This is a genomic window from Halobacillus campisalis, from assembly GCF_030345335.1.
GTDB lineage: Bacteria > Bacillota > Bacilli > Bacillales > Halobacillaceae > Halobacillus_A > Halobacillus_A campisalis.
The window spans coordinates 57,085-78,203 of record NZ_JAPVRC010000004.1; the positions used below are offsets into that span (position 1 = coordinate 57,085).

The 21,119-nt window shown below is 38.0% G+C and carries 17 protein-coding genes; 10 read left to right on the forward strand and 7 right to left on the reverse strand.

Going from position 1 to position 21,119, the window contains the following annotated elements; all coding sequences use genetic code 11:
- Positions 1-13 precede the first annotated feature (13 nt).
- From O2Q26_RS10035 to O2Q26_RS10045, 3 genes are all read left to right on the forward strand, one after another.
- On the forward strand, positions 14-505 hold the full coding sequence (locus O2Q26_RS10035) for a VanZ family protein (RefSeq protein WP_289215780.1): 492 nt from the start codon (positions 14-16) through the stop codon (positions 503-505).
- A 258-nt stretch (positions 506-763) separates the two neighbouring features.
- Positions 764-2,479: a phospho-sugar mutase gene (locus O2Q26_RS10040; protein WP_289215781.1), complete on the forward strand. Its 1,716-nt coding sequence runs from the start codon at positions 764-766 to the stop codon at positions 2,477-2,479.
- Positions 2,480-2,676: 197 nt separating this feature from the next.
- Positions 2,677-3,777, forward strand: coding sequence for a glycosyltransferase family 4 protein (locus O2Q26_RS10045; protein WP_289215782.1), 1,101 nt, complete (start codon positions 2,677-2,679; stop codon positions 3,775-3,777).
- A gap of 51 nt (positions 3,778-3,828) precedes the next feature.
- On the opposite strand, the gene O2Q26_RS10050 is transcribed toward O2Q26_RS10045, so the two are convergent.
- The 3 genes from O2Q26_RS10050 to O2Q26_RS10060 all read right to left on the reverse strand — a co-directional run bounded on the left by O2Q26_RS10050 (position 3,829) and on the right by O2Q26_RS10060 (position 8,053).
- Positions 3,829-4,863: a glycosyltransferase family 2 protein gene (locus O2Q26_RS10050; RefSeq protein WP_289215783.1), complete on the reverse strand. Its 1,035-nt coding sequence runs from the start codon at positions 4,861-4,863 to the stop codon at positions 3,829-3,831.
- A 114-nt stretch (positions 4,864-4,977) separates the two neighbouring features.
- Positions 4,978-6,762 (reverse strand): asparagine synthase-related protein, encoded by a 1,785-nt coding sequence (locus O2Q26_RS10055; protein ID WP_289215784.1) that lies wholly within the window; start codon positions 6,760-6,762, stop codon positions 4,978-4,980.
- A 259-nt stretch (positions 6,763-7,021) separates the two neighbouring features.
- On the reverse strand, positions 7,022-8,053 hold the full coding sequence (locus O2Q26_RS10060; protein WP_289215785.1) for a GNAT family N-acetyltransferase: 1,032 nt from the start codon (positions 8,051-8,053) through the stop codon (positions 7,022-7,024).
- Positions 8,054-8,518: 465 nt separating this feature from the next.
- Between O2Q26_RS10060 and O2Q26_RS10065 the strand changes: the two genes are divergently transcribed.
- From O2Q26_RS10065 to O2Q26_RS10095, 7 genes are all read left to right on the forward strand, one after another.
- Positions 8,519-9,412, forward strand: a complete 894-nt coding sequence (locus tag O2Q26_RS10065; RefSeq protein WP_289215786.1) for a PIG-L deacetylase family protein — start codon at positions 8,519-8,521, stop codon at positions 9,410-9,412.
- A gap of 121 nt (positions 9,413-9,533) precedes the next feature.
- Positions 9,534-10,922 (forward strand): O-antigen ligase family protein, encoded by a 1,389-nt coding sequence (locus O2Q26_RS10070; RefSeq protein WP_289215787.1) that lies wholly within the window; start codon positions 9,534-9,536, stop codon positions 10,920-10,922.
- 12 nt (positions 10,923-10,934) lie between these two features.
- Positions 10,935-12,035: a glycosyltransferase gene (locus O2Q26_RS10075; RefSeq protein WP_289215788.1), complete on the forward strand. Its 1,101-nt coding sequence runs from the start codon at positions 10,935-10,937 to the stop codon at positions 12,033-12,035.
- Entirely contained in the window at positions 12,036-12,506 is a 471-nt protein-coding gene (gene pssD, locus O2Q26_RS10080) for a PssD/Cps14F family polysaccharide biosynthesis glycosyltransferase (protein ID WP_253935441.1), read from the forward strand.
- A complete protein-coding gene (gene pssE, locus O2Q26_RS10085; protein WP_289215789.1) occupies positions 12,503-12,982 on the forward strand; it encodes a PssE/Cps14G family polysaccharide biosynthesis glycosyltransferase in 480 nt (159 codons plus the stop codon). The genes pssD and pssE overlap by 4 nt, the downstream gene beginning before the upstream one ends.
- A gap of 66 nt (positions 12,983-13,048) precedes the next feature.
- On the forward strand, positions 13,049-13,930 hold the full coding sequence (galU, locus tag O2Q26_RS10090; protein ID WP_289215790.1) for a UTP--glucose-1-phosphate uridylyltransferase GalU: 882 nt from the start codon (positions 13,049-13,051) through the stop codon (positions 13,928-13,930).
- Between the two features lie 18 nt (positions 13,931-13,948).
- On the forward strand, positions 13,949-15,274 hold the full coding sequence (locus O2Q26_RS10095; protein WP_289215791.1) for a UDP-glucose dehydrogenase family protein: 1,326 nt from the start codon (positions 13,949-13,951) through the stop codon (positions 15,272-15,274).
- An 82-nt stretch (positions 15,275-15,356) separates the two neighbouring features.
- Here the strand turns inward: O2Q26_RS10095 and csaB are convergent, their stop codons facing one another.
- The 4 genes from csaB to O2Q26_RS10115 form a co-directional block, all read right to left on the reverse strand.
- Complete coding sequence (csaB, locus tag O2Q26_RS10100) at positions 15,357-16,430, reverse strand: polysaccharide pyruvyl transferase CsaB (protein ID WP_289215792.1); 1,074 nt, start codon at positions 16,428-16,430, stop codon at positions 15,357-15,359.
- A 14-nt stretch (positions 16,431-16,444) separates the two neighbouring features.
- Positions 16,445-18,007, reverse strand: a complete 1,563-nt coding sequence (locus O2Q26_RS10105; RefSeq protein WP_289215793.1) for a putative polysaccharide biosynthesis protein — start codon at positions 18,005-18,007, stop codon at positions 16,445-16,447.
- Positions 18,004-18,735 (reverse strand): WecB/TagA/CpsF family glycosyltransferase, encoded by a 732-nt coding sequence (locus tag O2Q26_RS10110; RefSeq protein WP_289215794.1) that lies wholly within the window; start codon positions 18,733-18,735, stop codon positions 18,004-18,006. Before O2Q26_RS10110 ends, O2Q26_RS10105 begins: the two co-directional genes overlap by 4 nt.
- 105 nt (positions 18,736-18,840) lie before the next feature.
- Positions 18,841-20,757 carry an S-layer homology domain-containing protein gene (locus O2Q26_RS10115; protein ID WP_289215795.1) on the reverse strand — a complete coding sequence of 639 codons (1,917 nt, stop codon included), beginning with the start codon at positions 20,755-20,757 and terminating at the stop codon, positions 18,841-18,843.
- Between the last annotated feature and the right edge of the window lie 362 nt (positions 20,758-21,119).

Here is a 21,119-nt window from a genome sequence, read left to right on the forward strand (position 1 = left end):
TGTGAGGAAAATAATGAGAAAAATTGTCTACTGGATTCCTTCTATTCTATGGATGGGAATCATTTTTTATTCTTCGTCAACACCTTATGAAGAACAGAACGTCCAGCCATTACTTGGGGAATATTTTAATTTGCAATGGCTAGCCCCTTATTTGGAGGGGATTTCCTTTACGTATGACCAGAATATGGTTAGTATCGCCACACACGGGGTAGAGGGTTTTATCGAGTTCTTTATTAGAAAGGGAGCACATGTTGGAGTTTTTCTTGTGTTGACTCTCCTTTTAAATTTAGGCCTTGCTCAACACAAGGTGAAGCATCCCATGATGGCAGCGTGGCTTTTAACTGTTTTCTATGCAATAGCTGATGAACTCCATCAAGGCATTACACCTAATCGTACGCCTTACATAGGAGATGTGATTTTAGATGCTATCGGTGGCTTGGCAGGGCTCTCACTTATCTACTTCATAAGAAAAAGAAGCCGTAAGAAATCAATGGAATTTAAATAATAGATAAAGAAATGAAGAAAAGGTGGTCACAATGACGAAAGCTGAAGATTTGAAAGAATTACTACAGAATATTCTTCGACAAACAGAATCTGAAGAACTGTCATCTTCTGAAGAGGTTATTAACAGAATGATCCAGCAGCTGCAAGCATAATTCAAGAGCAGATTTCTGCTCTTTTTTTGCAACAGAAGGCTCTTGAATTTACCTTTTTATGTTATAATTTAAACCACTACATAAATAAAATGTAAAGGGATGATGATATGACTTGGAACCAAGAATTTGAGCGTTGGAACAATTTTGCTGATTTAGATCCAGCACTTCGAACGGAACTCGACCGTTTACAACAAGATGAACAATCTTTAGAAGATGCCTACTACAAGAATCTAGAATTCGGTACTGGTGGTATGAGAGGAAAACTTGGACCAGGAACAAACCGTATGAACATATACACCATCCGCCGAGCCGCAGAAGGACTAGCCGCCTATGTGGAAAGCAAAAATGCCAAAGAACAAGGTGTAGTAGTTGCCTATGATTCCAGATATATGTCCCAAGAGTTCTCAATTGAGACAGCAAAAGTCCTTGGTCGCCATGGTATCCAATCCTACGTATTTTCTTCCTTGAGACCTACACCTGAATTATCTTTCGCTGTCCGCCATTTAGGGGCTGCAGCAGGTGTAGTAGTTACCGCAAGTCATAATCCCCCTGAATATAATGGATTTAAAGCATACAACTCCGATGGTGGACAGCTTCCTCCAAACGAGGCTTCCACTGTGATCGACATGGTTAATAAAGTAGAGAATGAACTAGAGGTCGAAGTGGCTGAACAATCCGAAATTGAAGCCTCAGGACTTCTGAAATGGATAGATGAAGAAGTGGATAAAGCTTATTTGGATGCTTTACAATCTGTCCATGTTCACCCAAGAATATCTGAGATCGCAAAAGATCTAAGTGTGGTGTTCACCCCGCTACACGGAACAGCGAAAATGCTTGTTGAAAAAGGATTGCAAAGCATGGGTGTGCAGAACGTTCATACGGTAGAAGAACAAGCTCAGCCCGACCCTGAATTCTCTACTGTAGCTTCACCTAACCCTGAAGAACATCAAGCATTTGAAATGGCGATCAAAAAGGGTAAAGAGTTAGGGTCTGATATCCTGATTGCTACAGATCCTGACGCAGATCGATTGGGAGTTGCTGTTCCAGATGAATCAGGAGAGTATCAAGTCCTGACAGGGAACCAAACAGGTGCACTTCTGATTGACTATCTGCTTTCTCAATCTGAACAAGTCCCTAAAAACGGAATAGTCATTAAGACTATAGTCACATCAGAATTCGGACGAGTGATAGCGAACCATTATGGGGCAAGCAGTCTTGATACGCTGACAGGTTTTAAATTCATCGGTGAAAAAATAAAAGAATACGAAGAGACTGGTGAACACAGTTTTCTATTCGGGTATGAAGAGAGTTATGGCTATTTAGTTAAAGATTTTGCCCGGGACAAGGATGCCGTACAGGCTGCAGTTCTATCAGCAGAAGTGGCTGCCTACTGGAAATCCAAAGGCATGACCCTTCTCGAGGCGCTGGAAGAGCTATATCAACAGCATGGTTATTTCTTAGAAGACCTGCAATCCCTGACTATGGAAGGAAAAAGCGGGTCAGAGCAAATTGAAGAAATTATGAATGACTTCAGGAGTAACCCTCCTAAAAATGCTGGAGGTCTTAAAGTGTTGGCTGTGGAGGACTATTCCACTTCGGAAAGACTTACGACAGAAGGTGATAAAGAAGTAATTGAGCTGCCTAAAGCCAATGTTCTTAAATTCATTTTAGAGAATGACAGCTGGTTCTGTCTGCGACCATCAGGTACTGAGCCTAAAATCAAGTTCTATTACGGAGTCAAAACTTCTTCAAAAGAAGACAGCCAAAACTTAATAAAGTCTTTGAAAGAGACAGTCAACGAACAAATTAATAGAACAGTATAAAAAAAGCCTCTGTTAAGGGGCTTTTTTTACTGGAAAAGGCCGTCATAAATCAGAACTCCATACGAAGTAATATAGTTGTGTAGTTTATATAAAGACTTTAAAATTTTTACTGAAGTGTAAAATGAATAACCTTTATGTATGCTATAATTAAGTTTGCATGTTCTAAAACTAAGTTATTAAGACAAGTGAGGATATTTATGAATGAATACATCAATATTGCCATAGCGTTAGCTATATCTATGCTAGTCAGTTATTTACTCGTTTTCCCAGTCATCAAGTTAGCAGTCAAGTGGAGAATGATGGATCACCCAGAAGAACGGAAAATTCACAAAGTAGTAACTCCTAGAATGGGTGGTATCGCTATTTTTGGTGGTGTAGTGGCAGGGATGCTATTTATTCGTCCCGAACTCAGCTATCTTACACCTATCAGCATTGGAGCTTTTATTATAGTATTGACTGGTCTATTGGATGATCGGTACCAAATCAGCCCGATATTAAAGCTAACAGGCCAAATTGCTGCTGCATTTGTCGTTATACTCTCAGGATTAAAAATAGATATTATTACTATTCCATTCCTTGGAATGATACCTTTGAGCGATCCAGTCAGTGTAATTTTCACATTCTTTTGGATCATCGGGATTACGAATGCGATTAACTTGATAGATGGACTGGATGGATTAGCAACAGGAGTCACCACCATATCACTAATAAGTATAGCTATAATGGCACTAGCCATCGAACCGCAAATTGCTATCGTTTATTTGTGTGTTGTGCTGATCGGTAGTAATTTAGGTTTCTTGATCCATAATTTCTATCCAGCCAAGATTTATATGGGGGATACAGGCTCGCTGTTTTTAGGTTATTCTATGGCTGTCATCTCTATGGTCGGACTATTTAAAAATGTAACACTTTTTAGTTTTATCATTCCTATAATTGTTCTGGCAGTTCCCCTGTTTGATACTTTATTTTCTATTATGCGAAGAATAATCAACAAACAGAAAATCATGATGCCTGATAATAAGCATATCCATTATCAAATATTAGCTGAAGGTTTTAGTCATAGAGCGACCGTGCTGATTGTATATGCGTTCAGTGCCTTATTCGGGTTTCTAGCAATAATGTTTTCTTTAACTTCTTTTGGCATATCATTAATTATAACTTTTGTGTTACTGCTAATGATTCACTTATTTGCAGAAATGACGGGAGTTGTATCTAAGGGTAAGCGTCCTATAATTGATTTACTCAAAAACCCAAAATCAGCTCAGCGTAACAAAGAAAAAAATAAAGAGAAGCAGTAAAAAAATGCTCGAGCCATTGAGTTTTCCTCAGTGCTCGAGCATTTTTACGTTTCAAGATAATTGATTCGGAAATTCCGCGACAATATAATAATTCCACTTTTTACTCAACTTACCATTTTTAGATGATTGGTTAATTTTTTTGAGTTTTTTTCCAACAATTGAACGACCGGCAAGTGTCTTGAATTCATTCAATTTTATCTTTCGTGCGGAAAGCTCGTCCTTCGAATGGGACTCTTTGATAAATTGTTCTTTTTCTCTTAGGTACCCTTTGTAATTTTTATTCTGGATGTAGACTCCTGCTATTTTTTCTAAATGAATTTCTTTTACTTTAGCTTTCAGTGAGTCGTCTATTTTAGGAAAGAGATTCTCTTCAGTATAGCTGTATAGCTGCCTGATTCCCTCAAGTTTAGGACCATAACTGTCACTGATCCTATTGTTTGAGTGAATTCGGTAAAGAAGTAACGGTTCTTTTAAAATAAACACATCTGCGCCACAATCAATAATCCTAAGAAAAAGATTCGTTTCCTGTGCACTTTTTAAATCTTCTTGAAAACCACCCAGTTTCTCCAAATGAGATCTTCGTAAAAGTGGAAAAGAAGCTCCGCCTATAAAATTACCGAGAAGCATTTTCTCTAAAGCCTGCTGGCTTTCGAATAATTTATCATTTCCTCTATTCCGATAACCTGCAATGTCATCATTTTCATCAAGATAAAAGTTATTGCAGCTTACTATACCTACAGACGGCCGTTGATTCATGATCTCCAGCTGTAGTTCCAATTTTCTCTTCGCCCAAACATCATCATCGTCTAAGAAAGCGATGTAATTTCCTTTTGATTGTTTTAAGCCGTTATTTCGAGCAATATTTCCACCTTTAGGCTGTTCATGAGTGATTATTTTCACCCTTGGGTCTTCAATACTTCGTAAATACTCAGGCGTACTATCGTTAGAAGCTTCATCAATAATAAAGAGCTCCAGGTTTTCATAAGTCTGGTTCAATACACTTTCAATGGCTACCTTCAAGAGGTTGACTCTGTTTCTGGTAGGTATAATTACACTAATCAAATCTTCATTATTATTTTGGTTCATATTTTGACCTCTCTTATTCAAATGACATATAAATGATGCTGACTGATGAATCAGTGTAGTATTTAATTAATTGTAACAATTTATTACCGCAAGTTGAAGTTGTGGAAGATCGAGCTAACTTTGTTTTAATTCTTCCTCTATCCTCAAGTTACTATGAAGAACTTGCATAAGGTTTATTTTTTGTGACTTGTTTAGTTTGTCGGTTTCAAAAAGGTTGTATAAATCGTTGTCTTTTAGTGCGGGCTCAAGAACAGACAAGCCTTCTGAATAACCTTCATAGCTATGTTTCCAAGTATCGCTTTTCATTACTACATCCCATTGGGTCCAGGACTCCTGATTTCCTTTAATGATATTAGTTTTCTTTCCAAATTCCCGAAATATCCAAACCCACAATTGTACAAAAAAGTTTACGTATATTGGGAAATAAGGTAATCGTCCTTCCCCATGTAACAACCATTTAGTTTTTGACAATAAGGGTTTTGCCATAATCCGGAACAACCTATGGTTAAGCTTCCAGCTTTGAGGAACTGAAGCACTTATTTTAACGACGTCTTTTGCCATAAAAGGTTCGTAACTCCGGAAGAGTCTCCGATTTCCATGAAGGTTAGGGATATTCATGTTCATCGTACTTGGCCAAAGTTCAAACCACTCTTGAGCCGAATGTGTCCGAAATGCTTTTACTCGATCTAAATGTGCCCGCCTTCTTTTCGTAACCTCAGTTAGAATATCTTGTGTGAAGGCTTCATTTTTTTTAGAATGCGCATTCGAATATTTTCTGTTTTTTATTTGTGGAAGAAATGGGAAACGTCTAGGGCCGCGAACCTTTTTAATGCGGGAGCCTTTAAGCATTGCATCCGCAAACAATCCTCCAAAAACGGCCGGATATTCGTCGAGCTTACAATGCTTATGAAAGCCAAAAGTGTGTACGTGATGAAATTGAGATCCGCTTCCTACTAACCGGTCAGTTTGAGGGAGGATGCTAAGGTAGTGATTTTGCGTCCGTGTTGAAAGAGTAAAATTCGCTCCATAAGCATTAGCGGCTTTTTTTGCTACTTTTCCTTCTCTGTTCATATGTTCTAAGAACACAAATGCATCCCGTCTAGATGTCTCAGGTAATAATCCCGATAAAGCACGAGAATCTTCGCCGCCGCTTATGAACTGGGCGATATGAGGCATATCCTCTGTAATTGACCCCACATATTCTTGTAAGGCATTTCGTAAATCCGAAGCAGCTTCTGTAATATTTTCATATTTGATCATTTCCCTGGGGATCCAATAAGATTCAGATTTCAGAGTGTTTGAAATGCCTGGAATAGTGTGTATGGAAGCTGGTGGTATTTGTTTGATTTCCTTGTATATAGTGAATGGATAAGTGACAAATCCGTGCAGGATAAAATCTGCCTCAGATACTAAATCAATATTCCCCTGTTCATCCGCTGCGCAGGCTAATATGTCTACGTGGGAAGAGAGCATGATATTACTATGATTACTAAATGAATAAACAGGAATGAAAGACATCAAGTCGGTCATACAATAGATCTCGGATGTATGCTTATTTACGATGAAAACTGAATAAGGTCCACTCAAATCCTCATTCCAAAGCATTTGGTCGCTATGCCAGCGTTCATAAATTGAGCGGGTCCCCTCGAAAACGGCCTCTTCATTGACTAGAAAACGGTTATCTCTATAACACAATACCGGGCCTCCCAGCACCAAAGTGATGTGTTCGTCTGTTTCGTAGGGCTGGAAACCGTTATACAAGTTGTGACTTACAGCTAAAGCACCCCATTTTCCGTGGAACTCTTCTACTATAGGCGCATCCTCGTGATATATTTTTTTTATATGATTTGTTAACTCACCGCGGTCGAATGTTTTTCTTGAAAAAATAAAATCGCTCACTGCAAAACACCTAATTTCTCTTATTTTGAAGTTTCAATAACCTTTTCATCAAACTTTTTACTGATCCTTATAGTTATGAAGATCAACAATAAATTCAAGATCGCTCCTCATAAAGCAGTATAATTCTGACTCAATCCTCTTATTATGGAACGTGATAATTAAGACTTAATTTGAAATAGTAAAGAGCAACGAATGTATCGTTGCTTCAGAATTTAAGTAATCAGGTTGTTATATAATTGCTGGTTATTCTGAGTTTATACTAAAAAGAATCTACATCGCCAGGGGTGATGAACCATTTGGATTCGTCTTCGAAACCTGTGAATTCATCATGTGTTTGAATACCGACTAGAGGAACAGGTCTATCTTTTTGATAAAAGCTGTTATTAATGAATTGGGAATACATTGAGGTATGCGGTAAAGCCCAAGTCTGAATAATTGCAGTATTCCTCATATATTTCAACGCTGAATCTAATAGCAAATCACAGCCTTCGGTATCTTCAAGGCAGCACCAATCTAAAATCATACCACTCTTATAAGATTCTTTGTTTTCAATAGTGAAAACTATATAGCCTCGAAGTGCTTTAGAAGGACCTTCCAAAGCTAAAATGGTATATTTTTTTTCTGAATGGAAAGTATATCTCCAATTCAAATAAGCAGCGTCTCTCACTACTTTAACAAGGCCGTCATTACGAATACCGGCATCGAGGCTAGTGAACCTATCATCAAAGTTATCGATTTCAACTACAGATAGTTCGTTAGATGGTTTCATTTTTTTGCGGTTTTTAAAATTATAAATAAGTTCATCCACAGGTTTTAACATTTTCAATACAGATAGCTTAGACGATAACAAAGAGAAAGGTCTTTGAATATTTATGAGTCTGGGTATGTCGGTAATGTGGACACCTTTCGAATATTTAATCAATAAATCTTTCGCTTTAGGTGCAGGGAATCCATACAAATAAACGATATTCTCTTTTTGGGCTATCTCGCTGAGTTTTTCATTTAATTTACTATATATACCTTTACCTCTTGTTTGAGGATCTACCATAGTATCGATTCTTAAACCGACTTTGTGAATCTCGTTTCCTATATAAGCTTTATTCACCCATAGACTGATATGTCCTAGAATTTTTCCATCCTCTTCCCATACCAATATCGTAGGATCTTCATAATGCGGATGTTTTTTAAATTTCCACTCCCACTCTTCATAAGAACGGTTATGGTTAAAAGTTTTTGCAAACAGTTCTTGAATCTGTTCTTCATCACCAGGTGCATAATTTCTTATCGCCATTCTGACTACCTTTCCTCTCGAAAATGGATAATATTGAGTATCTTATTTCACGCACTTAATATTACACTAAATTCTATTCCATTGAAAACTAATAATAATGTTGAATTTGTCTGTTTTGAAGGCTGTTTGAAATTCTATTTAACTTCAGCCGTTCCCTGGATAATCAACACTTAATTATTATAGATATCTAAATGAATCAATAATAAATAATGCAGGAAGTATATTAGATTTTTTTTACTCAAATGTTATAATGTTTGAAGTGGGATGGAAGTATGAACATTTATGTAGTTTAATGTATAGTTCTATTAAAGATTGTAGAAAATTGACGAATAATATATATACATACAATTTTTCCCTCTCCATATATCATATCCAAAAGTCATGTTTATGAACTAGACAAGAGGGTCAAATCAATCAAGATGACATAGTTTAACGTTAGAAGCTTGAAAGGAGAGGAGAGGAGCAGTGAACCTTAAACGATTTCTTATAGAAGGTAGTAAACCAGTAATAACCCCTATTACAAAAGTGATCTTAAAGAAGCATTACACTTCAAATCTATCGATAACACCTCTAGGGAACTATAAGAAAGTTTTAATAGTCGCTCCCCATATGGATGACGAAACGATAGGTTTGGGTGGAACGATAAAGCGACATATACAGGAAGGTGCTGAAGTTCATTGTGTCTTTAGTACAGATGGATCAAACAGCGAAAGTGAACTCTCCAGAGAGGAATTAAGCCGGATAAGAAAAGATGAAATAGAAAAAGTGAATGAACTTCTCGGTATGGACTCGATTCATTACATGGATTTGCCGGACGGCAATGTGCAGTCTACAAGTGAAGCTCAAAATAAACTGATCTCATTATTAGAACAAATCGAACCTGATTTAATTTATTGCACTCCTTTTGTAGATGCTCATCCTGATCATACAGGGACGACCGCCATACTATCAGATTGTTTGAAGCTGCGGAGAAATGGTGAAAAGATTCGCTTATACGAGATCAATTGTCCAATTCCTCCTCGAGAAATTAATTGTGTAATTGACATCACTTCCACATATCCTACAAAAAAAGATGCGATTAAGTTATTCACTTCTCAAGCCATAGCATTTGATGGATTTTTACTTTTGAATAAACTTAAATCACATATGGTAAAAGATCGTTCAGTTTCGGCTGCGGAAGTTTTTATAGAAGTGGATGCAGATCAATTCACTAAACAGTTCGACAAATTGAGGGAGAAGAATTATCCTTATCACAAAATGTTTAAGCAAGCGAACCGTGTAGTGACCTTGCTTTGGGCCATGTTCAAAAATTACCCTCAAAAAAAACGAATTTATCAGGAAAGACTATCAAAGAATTAAAACAGCTTATTAAAAAGTTTTGGTCGAACGAGTATGGTGTACTGGGTTCTGTTATCTCAACTTCATCTTTTACCAGAGCTGAAAATTAAAATAATTTTATGAATTATGGAGGATTAGTACTATGCATCACGGGAAGAACAAGAACCAATTTATTAGGTTTATGGAAATTTACCTAATCGTCTTCATATTGCTGCAGCCGATTTTAGATATTACAGCATATATAAATCTACCTATTTCTGAACCAATCCGAGTACTGACACTTTTTCTAGGACTGATTTATGTCCTGCTTAGTCCTTATAAAAGGGCTAAAATGTTTTCCATAAGCTACATTGTACTTCTGGGTATATTTATGGGATTAAGTCTAGTCAATAATTTAATGGTGAAAGAGCCGGTTTCCTTGATAACTGAAACGACATACATAATTAAGACCTCTTATTTCTTAATTATGCTTATCGTCTACTATTTTGTATTCAAGTCTCTAAGCGAGAGAATCGATTGGAGAAGTAAATTACAAAAATACTTGACGATCAACCTCACTGTTATTGGTGTCGTTATGGTCATAGCCTCATTAACAGATACAGGAAAGAGAAGCTATGGAATGCTGGATAAAGAAGGACATTCCGGCTGGTTCTATTCTGCAAATGAACTTAGTGCCATTTTAGGTATAGGGTTCGCTATTATGATTCTTTTCTTAATGAAACAGCCGACAGTAAAAAAACTCTTTCTTTTAATACCTGCTGTCATTGTTACGGCGTGGGCTATTTTTACAGTTGGAACAAAGGTAGGGTTGGGATCCATCCTCATGGTGTTAGCATTGGGAAGCCTTATAGCCTTATTTGAGGCTTTCAAAAAGAAGGCCTGGCTGAATGCGATCGTATTGCCTGCCCTGTTTGTTGTATCCATATTAGCTATACCCTATACAGCCGTTGGAAATAATATGGATCTGACATATGAAAATAATAATCCGGCTCCAGACACGGAAACGGAGACGGACGAAGAAGGTTCAGGGGGCAATGATACCGGAACGGAAGAAGGGACCGGCGGAGCTGAAGGTGAAGAGGAAGATGATTCTTCAGGAAATGTAGACGCAACCGCCCTTTTAAGTAATCGGGATGTATTTCTAGGAGAGAAAGTAGAGCAATTCAGACAAGCACCGATCTCTCAAAAGTTATTAGGAATGGGTCGTGGTGGAAATTACGAATATGAACCAAGCTTAGTCGAAATGGACTTGATGGATTGGTTCTTGAACTTTGGAATCGTAGGTTTCGTTATTCTTATGACGCCTGTTGTATACTTTATCTATATGATCTTGAAAAACTTGATCACTAGTCGATTCAGGGTTTTGACCGGTGAGAATTTGTTTATCGGTGTAGCAGTAGGTATAGGGCTTGGGACTGCATTTCTTGCAGGACATGTACTTTCTGCGCCTGCTGCAGGAATTTATTTAGCGTTGTTACTGGCTTATCTTTATCGAAGTACTAAACCAAGTCAAAAGATAAGTCCAACTTAGGAAGGTGATCTTTTGCCGGAAAAAATTCTCGTTATAACTACTATGTACCCTAGTAAAAGCAACAAAACTTTTGGAATCTTTGTGAAAAACCAGGTGGAAGAATTGAGAAAACAATCATCAACAGTTGATGTCTCAGCGATACTGGATGATAAGACGTCGAAACTTCATGTGATTCTCAAATATTTTAAGTGGATAATGTATACATTGTTCATCCTTCTTACAAAAGGCCGTAAGTACGATTTAGTTCATGCTCACTATGCTTTCCCGAGCGGGTGGCTCGGCTTACTCTTCAAAAAGTTGTTTGGTGTGAAGCTCGTTGTCACTTGTCATGGTGGGGATATAGATAAAATGGCTAGAATAAATAAGTTTATACACAATCAGACTAAAAAGATTTTAAATGGTGCTGATCACGTCATTGCGGTTGGTGAAGGTTTGAAGGAGGATATTATAAATGATTTTAGCGTTTCTGAATCATCTATAACTGTCATGAGTATGGGAATTAACAGACAGGTGTTTAAACCTATCCCGAAAAACGAGGCAAGGCAGTCGCTGAATATGACCGATTCTTCCAAGCATATATTGTTTGTCGGTAACATTATTGCTGCAAAAGGTATAGAAGAGTTGATAGAGGCGTTCAAGCTACTGAAGCAAGAGGACAACCGTTTATCATTACAGTTAGTAGGGCAGCCTAAGCAGGAAGCTTTTCTAAACAAGTTAAAGCAAAAGATACGCGATGAACATATAGAAGGTGTCACTTTCCATGGGGCTTTGTCTCAAAAAGAAGTGGCTGTATGGATGGCTGCTGCGGATGTTTTTGTGCTGCCATCTTATATAGAAGGTTTCGGTTTAGTTGCTGTGGAAGCCATGTCATGTCATACTCCAGTTGTAGCAACAAAAGTCGGCGGGCTCCAATACTTGTTAGATGAAAGCCTGGGAGTGCTTGTGCCGCCTAGAAACCCCGCCGCCTTAAAAGAATCAATTAAGAACGTAATGGAAGATGAACATTTAAGATATAAACTTATAAAACATGGCGAAGATAAGGCACAGGAGAATGATCATGATGTTTTAATCGATCGACTGAGATCGATTTATGATGAGATCGGAGCGAAATAAATGAAGAAAAAAAAGTTGTTAATGATTTCTTCTATTGGAGGACATCTGACTCAGTTACTGCAGCTGGAACCTCTGTTCACACAGTATGACTATCATATAGTCACAGAGAAATCTGATATCACGAAAGATTTAAAGCAAAAGTATCCAGTCTCCTTTCTATTATATGGGGCACGCAATTATCCTTTTCGATATATTTTCAAGTTTTCCTACAACATAATTAAGTCCTTGTTTATATTTTTAAGAGAAAGGCCTGATGTTGTTGTCACAACTGGAGTACATTCTTCTGTACCGATGTGTTATATCGCAAAATTATTCAGGAAGAAAGTAATATTCATTGAGAGTTTTGCGAAGTCATCATCACCTACCTTAGCCGGTCGGATGGTCTATCCGATAGCAGATCTATTTATCGTTCAATGGGAATCTATGAAGAAAGTGTATCCTAAAGCGGTTTATGGGGGGAGTATCTATTGATTTTTGTTGTTCTAGGTACCCATGAATTACAATTCAGACGGCTGCTTGCGGAAGTGGAAAGGCTGAAAAAAGCTGGCGTCATTCAGGAAGAGGTAGTCGTTCAAAATGGGAATACCTCATTTGAAAGTGATGTCCTTACCTTGAAGCCGTTCGTGACGTACGATGAGATGGACGCTCTTTTTGACCAGGCCGATCTCGTGGTCACACATGCTGGAACCGGCTCAGTCACAACAGCATTAAAAAAAGGAAAAAAAGTAATTGCAGCTGCAAGGCTTAAAGAATATGGAGAACATAATGACGATCACCAACTTGAATTGATCGAAGTATTCCTTGAGCAAGGATATATTTTAAATTGGGGAAAAGGGGAAGACCTTGAAGATGTGTTACATCAAGTAGATTCATTTAACCCTCCTCCATTTCAGTCTGGAAAAACACAAATGATACAATTGATTAAAGATTTTATTGAAAAATCATAGAATTTCTTTTTTTATCGAAAGATGTTAAATTTTAGAATAATTACAAACTGAATGGAGTTGATGAAGTTGAAAGTACGCAAGGCAATTATACCTGCTGCAGGGCTTGGAACCCGCTTCCTGCCGGCAACGAAAGCTCAACCGAAAGAAATGCTCCCTATTGTTGATAAACCAACGATACAATATATCGTAGAAGAAGCAGTGGCATCTGGTATTGAAGATATTATCATCGTTTCAGGACGCGGTAAGCGAGCGATTGAAGATCACTTTGATAAATCATATGAACTGGAAGAAAAGCTGATAGAAAAAGAAAAGTATGATGTTTTAGAGGAAGTCCAAAACATATCGAACTTAGCCAATATACATTATATTCGTCAAAAAGAACAAAAAGGACTTGGCCACGCCATATCATGTGCCAGCCGTTTCATAGGAAACGAGCCTTTTGCCATCTTACTGGGGGATGACATCGTCCAATCAGACGAACCTTGTCTGAAACAATTAATGAATGTGTATGAAGAGCAGGAATGCTCGGTTGTAGGTGTGCAAGAAGTACCCGAAGAACTTGTTTCCAGCTACGGAGTAGTAGCTCCTCGAACAGGTGAAGATCCATTGAATGACCAAATTGAAATTCAAGATATGGTGGAGAAACCTTCTAAAGAGGAAGCTCCATCCAATCTAGCAATAATGGGGCGTTACGTACTTACACCCGCAATATTTAATATTCTTGAAGACTTGCCGCCAGGGCGTGGTGATGAAATTCAGCTGACCGATGCTATCAAGCAGTTGAATACAAGTGAGAGAGTAGTCGCTTATAATTTCAAAGGCCGTCGTTATGATATAGGCAATAAACTTGGCTTCATTGATGCTACACTTGATTTTGCATTGAACCGTGAAGATTTAAGAGAAGACGTCGTTAACTTATTAAGAGCCAAATATGAAAAACTAGACTAGTAAAGTAAGGTGAAACTAATGAAAATTTCTGTTATTGGAACGGGGTACGTTGGATTAGTGACTGGTGTATGCTTGACGGAAGTAGGCCATCATGTAACCTGCGTGGATATTGATGAAAATAAAGTTCAAAATATGCGTAAAGGAATTTCGCCTATTTTTGAACCCGGATTAGAAGATATGATGACCAAGAACATTAATGAGAATCGTCTTTCCTTCACTAGTGATTACAAAGAAGCGATGAAAGATAAAGAGATCGTGTTCATTGCAGTTGGTACGCCGCAGTCAAAAGATGGATCTGCTGAACTTACATACTTGAAAAAAGCGTGTAAAAGTATAGCGGAACATATGACAGATGACCTGATCGTGATAACGAAAAGTACAGTACCAGTAGGAACCAATGAATATGTGAAAGAACTTATTGAAAAGCATAAAAATGCTTCACACAAGGTAAGCGTAGTGTCAAACCCTGAATTCCTTAGAGAAGGATCGGCCATCCACGACACATTCTATGGTGACAGGATTGTCATCGGTTCAGAAGAACAGGAAGCATTAGACCGCGTGAAAGAAGTTTATTCTTCATTCACGCTCCCTATTTTAGAGACTGACCTTCGAAGCGCTGAAATGATAAAGTACGCTTCCAACGCTTTTTTAGCGACGAAAATAAGTTTCATCAATGAACTGGGGAATTTGTGTGAGCGTTTAGGAGCGAACATTGAAAATGTCTCCAAAGGCATGGGAATGGATAAGCGGATCGGTGATAAATTTCTTAATGCGGGTGTTGGTTACGGAGGCTCCTGTTTCCCTAAAGATACAAATGCTCTAGTGTCAATTGGGCATAGTGTCGGTTATCATATGTCGATAGTGGATAGTGTCATTGAAACTAATGATAAGCAACAGCGTATCATCATTGATAAAATCAAGGAGTTCTATCCAGATCTATCCCACAAAAAAGTAGCTGTTTTAGGTCTTGCTTTTAAACCGAATACGGATGACATGAGAGATGCTCCATCCATTAAAGTAATTAGAGAACTTGTTGATAACGAGGCAGAAGTTTATGCTTATGACCCTATTGCTGAGGAAAATGCCAAGGTGTTTCTTCCTGGAGGCACAATCTATAAAGATTCTATCGACGAAACATTAAAAGACAAAGATTTTGCGATCATCATGACCGATTGGCAAGAGATAAAAGAATACCCTCTTGAACAATTGAAGTCGCAGCTGAAGCATCCAGCATTATTTGACGGGCGTAATTGCTTCAACCTTGAAAGAGTGAAGGAGTCAGGGTTAGAGTACCACTCAATCGGACGACCTTCTATCGGTGTAAGGGAAGATGAAGAAAAATAACAGGACAATATAAAGACGAATATTTAAAAAGCATGAGATTCTCCTGAGTGCAGGAGAGTCCCATGCTTTTTTCGTGATATATTTATTTCGAGTGTTTGATAACAGATAGCATATGTTTCACGGCTTGTCTGGACTTGTTTCTTTGTTCGTGTATGATGGTTTGGAGTTGGCTTTGTATTTTTTTATAGTTTGCTTGAAGGCGGAAGATGTCTTCAGCAATGTGTTCACCAGTCCAAGAATCATTATTTACGTGGCCTAATACTTTTTGATCCATATGTTCCACGAATGAATCAATTTTTGGATCATAAGAAACCGCAACAAAGGGGGTATGGGTAATTGCAGAAAAAATCAGGGAGTGCAGCCTCATTCCGATAAGGAATCTGGAAGAGGCGATAATGTTTATTTTTTCGTGCAGGGTTATGTCTTGAGAAAGAATATCGGATTTTTCCTTCATAAGTGACTGTATGTTTTGAGAACACATGGCATCCTCCTCGCCATGCATGGGCAGAAATACAATTTCAAAGCCTTGATGAGCCAATAAATCTAATCCATGAGCGAATTTTTGTTGGTAAGGCTGTGTTGACGGCCACTGACGTACACTTACGATAATGACGGAGTTGTCTTTTTCTCTGCCGCTTCTTTCGGTAAGAGAGTCGTCCAGTCCCATGACACTGTCTGGTACCACTTCGATATTTTTCTGGATCCCCATTTTTGTAAGGAGCTGTTTAGAATCCCTATCTCTTACGGTAAGGTGATCTACTTTATTCATTGTAAATTCAGTCAGTTTTTTGGCTGTTGCACCATTAAGTGGCCCGATGCCCTGGGAATAGATGATGACGGGTTTTTGTAGAACCTTAGCTATCCCAATGACACCAGTGTAATAGATGACCGATTTCACTCCGATAACGTCCTGTAGTAAACTGCCTCCGCCACTGATTAACCCATCTGATCTTTTTATGACCGTAACGACTTCTTTCAAGCTCCATCGGTTAACAGCATGAACATCGTACGTATCTTTAGTATGGGCTGGATCGTTGGACAATACCGTGATTTTGATAGAAGGATCTTCCTGTCGGATTTGCTGAATCATGGAATAAAGGATAGCTTCATCTCCTGTATTTTGAAAACCGAAATAGCCGGACAAAATGATGTGCATAGTAGGACCTCGCTTTATATTTTCCACCGCTTCCCGATAACAGGCAAGTTTGCAAGGCTCTCTCTATTAATAACTTTCATCAAGAAAAGTTGTAAGAAGTAAACAAGCGCACCTGCTATTATAACTAAGAATACATACAGTAGATTCATTGCACGTGACCAATGTTCGAAGTTCAGCCACAAAGAAGGAAGTGCTGCAATCATACCCATTAATGCAGCAGCAAGTATAATTCTTGGTAATTCGCGTGGGAAAAGGTTGTATGATACGGTTCTTCGTATGAATATTGTATTTACTGCCACTAATAATATATAAATGATGAGGGTAGATATTGCAGCCCCAAGTATTCCGTAATAATTTATAAATACTATGTTGAGTAACGCCTTCAATGCTACACCAGTCACCACTATGAAAGCAGCTGTCTTATTCAGATTGATTCCCTGCAGGATCCCTGTGCCGACAAGTGCCAGTGATGTGAATGCTGAACTGAATCCGATGACCGCTAACATACTGCTTCCTTCTAAATTAGTAAATAGTGCCAGGTTCAAAGGAAGAGTCAATGCAAGCAAACCAAAAGCAGCAGGCCAAGAAATGAGGTGGGTGAGGTAGTTCGACTTTTCTATTAATTCCTTGGTCTCAGAATGCTTTTTTTCTGCGATTTTTTTAGTCAGTAATGGAATAAGCGGCAAAACTATGGAGGTGGCGAATACAGTGGCGATCTGCACTAGCGCAAGCCCCCTGCCATAGACTCCATATAAGTAGGTCAAGTTGATCGTCGAACCATCACTTTGTGAGTGAAGAGCCAGAGGGATGGTCAAGGAATCAATCGCATTCAATAAAGCCATAGTAATAGTGCCAATGGCTACCGGTATAGATACTTTCAGAATTCTTTTGCTCCACAAGATAAACGAATGGAGCTGATATTTTTTAGGGCTGGATTTTGGAAGATCAGATTTTTTATAGGTGTATTGAAGATACAAAAGAGAAGCAATAACACCTATTACAGATCCACTCATTACACCACCAGCTACAATATCTTCTGAAAAGTCATTTGCGGTAAAAAGCAAGGCAGCTCCTATGATTACGCTGACTCTGAATAATTGTTCCAGCACTTGTGAAACAGCCGTTGGTTTCATATCATCAAAACCTTGGAAATATCCTCTGTATACAGCCATATATGGCGCAAACAGCAGGGAAGAAGCAACTATAATTAAAGCTGTCTCAGTGGAAGAATCACCCATGATTACAGATAATGGTTCAGAAAAAATATACAATATTGTAAAACTTGCAAATCCAAACAGTAATCCTAATATATGAGCTGTACGTTTAATTTCACCGACAGCCTCCAAATTTTTATTTAATTTCGCTTCGGCAATCATTTTAGAAATTGCAATGGGGATACCTGCTACAGATAAGATAAGGGCGACCATATATACGGGGTAAACAAGAGTAAAAATACCGAGAACCTGGTCTCCAGCAATATTTTGCAGAGGAATTCTAAAAACACTGCCCAATATTTTAGATAACAGGGCAGCGATTGATAGAATGAAAGTACTTTTTATTAAATTTGATTTGCTCATGAGGAATTTTTCACTCTCTGTTTAATGATACGGTAGCTGAAGCGAGGGAGGGCTAACATTCTTCTCCAGCGGCGCGGCTGCTTTAAAAGACGGTAAAGCCACTCAAGATTAATATTCTGCCAGCTTAGTGGAGCGCGCTTTACATTCCCTGAAATAACGTCAAAGCTTCCTCCCACACATATGAATACCCCTTTAGTGAACTGATCGATATGTTGAGAGATCCAAGTTTCTTGTTTTGGAGCCCCAAGTGCCACGAATACGATGTCAGGCTTTTTCTCGTGAATCTCTTCAGCAATTCTATTATTATTCCAATCAAAATAGCCGTCATGATAGCCTGCAATGCGAATAGAAGGAAATTGTTTTTCGATATTATTTTTAGTAGATAGCAAGGTTTCTTTATCAGCACCTAATAAATAAATGCTGTACTGGTGATCACAGGATAATTGAAGCATATCCATCATAACATCATAGCCTGTCACTCTCTCTGGAAGAGGGTTTTTTAAGATCTTTGAGGCTTTGACAATACCGATTCCATCAGCAGTTATGTATGAAGCACGAAGTAAATGATTCTTGTACTCTTGATGTTCGTTAGCTTGCATTACGATTTCAGGATTTGCGGTAATGACAAAAGATTTTTCTGCCGATTGGACATGCTGGCTCAGTCTCTTTATCAAGTAGTCATGGTTTATGATCGAAAACGGGATACCCAAGATATTTACGTGCTTCATATTGTAAAGTGACTCCTTTAATATACACATTCATGCTCTACATAATATAACATAAAAAGGCGGCAACATGTTAGATGTTACCGCCGTAATTCGACATAATAGGACTTATTCAGCAATTGGTAATTTTTCAAGACTTGTTCCGTATGAAGAGTACCCGTCACTGTAAACGAAAGCTTTCTCATAATCATTTTCTAAAATGTTTTTTGGAGTAATTTCGTACCATGTTCCTCTGGCATCGACTTCCTCAATAATTTCTACTGTTTCATTAGCTTTAGGCAATTGATAGAGTGGAGCACCATCAGTACTTGCTTCACTACGTACGTTTATGTTTGTCGTAACCGTTTGGGCTAAGTCATTTTGACCATTTTCCGGTGAGCTGCCCGACTTATTACTCAAATACTGATCGGCTCTGTACATGTGACCGGCAATTTTCTGACCCCAATAAGCATCAGAAGCGTATTTTACATTCATCCCTGTGCTTTTGTTTCCGAGCTGAGCTCCATTAAAACGGTAGTCTTCATCATTGAAATATCCAGGAACGATGAAATCTGACGCGGCTTCTAATATACCAGATTCAAAATCAGTATATTCTTTTGCATTTTCATAAGGGTTACTGTCCACTGCGCCTATCCCGAACAAATTGTTTTTACCTGCAGCAATTTCGCTTTGCCCCCAGTTACTTTCATGTATGGCGTGTGCTAGTAAGTATAGAGCATTTGTCCCGTATTCTTTCTCAGCCTTTTTAAAAGATTCCCCAGTTCCAACTAACGGGCTATTAGGCTTTTCACTTTTAACAAAGTCATCTAACTGTTCTGCAGTATACTTCGTTTCTGTATAAAGCGGCATTCTATTAAAATATTGGTAAGCTTCCCCAGCTTTATCTCCATTAGTCTTGTAGAAGGTATTTCCGTTCCAACTATAATAATCTTTACCTGTTTCCATAAAGCCTGGAGCAGCTCCATAAGTATACTTTGAAGTCGTGTCATTAATAGAGTTATATAAATAATGAACCAGTGCGCCATTTTCCTCAGTATAGTAGGAACGATTTTCTATCATATGCGTAGGTGTCAAGTTGACAACGGACGGATCTACATATCCAGTAGTATCAGCTACCTTAACCTTCACCCAGTCCTCTGAAACTTCAATAAGTTCCATTTCTACACCAGAAGTTACATAAGTAATATCGGAAGAAAGGTTCTTGTTATTGTAAAGGATCGTGAATTTATTAGAAGAGACCATTCCATCTTTTATCCAAACAACGTTATTTCCTTCAAGTACCACTTCGCTGCCGACTGCTCGGTTTACAGCTTGATCGAATGTTTCATATTCCCCTTTTCTAACGTGGTCCCCGTCAGGGTCAAGAGAAACGACGGAATAATCCAAGTTTTCAGGAGGGTTCAATTGGTCGAGTAATCTAGTGATTACTGCTGCAGTTTCCCCACGTGATGTTTCATCTTTAGGTGCGAAGGATAAGGTGTTATCTTTGTGCTTTTTGCCATTTATAATTTCTAAGTATGTTAATCTTTCAACAGCTTCAACAGCATAGGGAGAGATTTGTTCACTATCCTTAAACTGATCAATCGGTAACCTTTCACTCACTAATCCTTCTGATTCAGCTGCGTTCATCATCATCATCGCCATGTCTTGACGAGAGATGACATTATTTGGCCTAAAGTCGCCTCCAGGATAGCCATCGACAATACCTTGATTGTAAGCTGACATCACATATTTATGATGCCAATGATTTGGGGTGACATCATTGAAGTCCTTATCTGGATATTCGTCTTCTTTAAGTTCGACATCTAATGCTCGAACTAAGAAAGTAGTGAATTCAGCCCGTGTCACTGAATTTTGTGGTCTATATGTACCATCTGTGTAACCTTCCATTATGTTTTTATCAATCAATATTCTCATTTCTTCCTCAAAAGGTGTATCTGTAATGTCATCTTTTGCTAAAACAGTTGTTGAAAAAACTGCCATTAGCGTCATAAGTCCTACAAACAGAATCATAGCTTTTTTCATTTAGTGTATTTCCCCCTTGAAAATTAGATACTCTATTAATTTATCAAAAAATTAAGGAGATTAATAGCTAATATTGTAATGTTATGTAATACAGTAAAATTTATACTATATGGCTATTAACCCTAAAATCCCATTAAATGAACAGTTAAAAATATAGTGTTAAATTGTTCATTATAATAAGTTAGTTCTTTTGTAGGATAAAATTATTCCTGTGTTTGACGATATAATGATTAGCAGATGAGGGAATTACATACATATTATTACAATTAAAGTTAAAATTTCTAATTAAACGACATTTTCTCTCATTTCTATCTTTAAATTCATAATGGACTGGAGAGTGATTTGCTAGCTGGAAAAGAGAG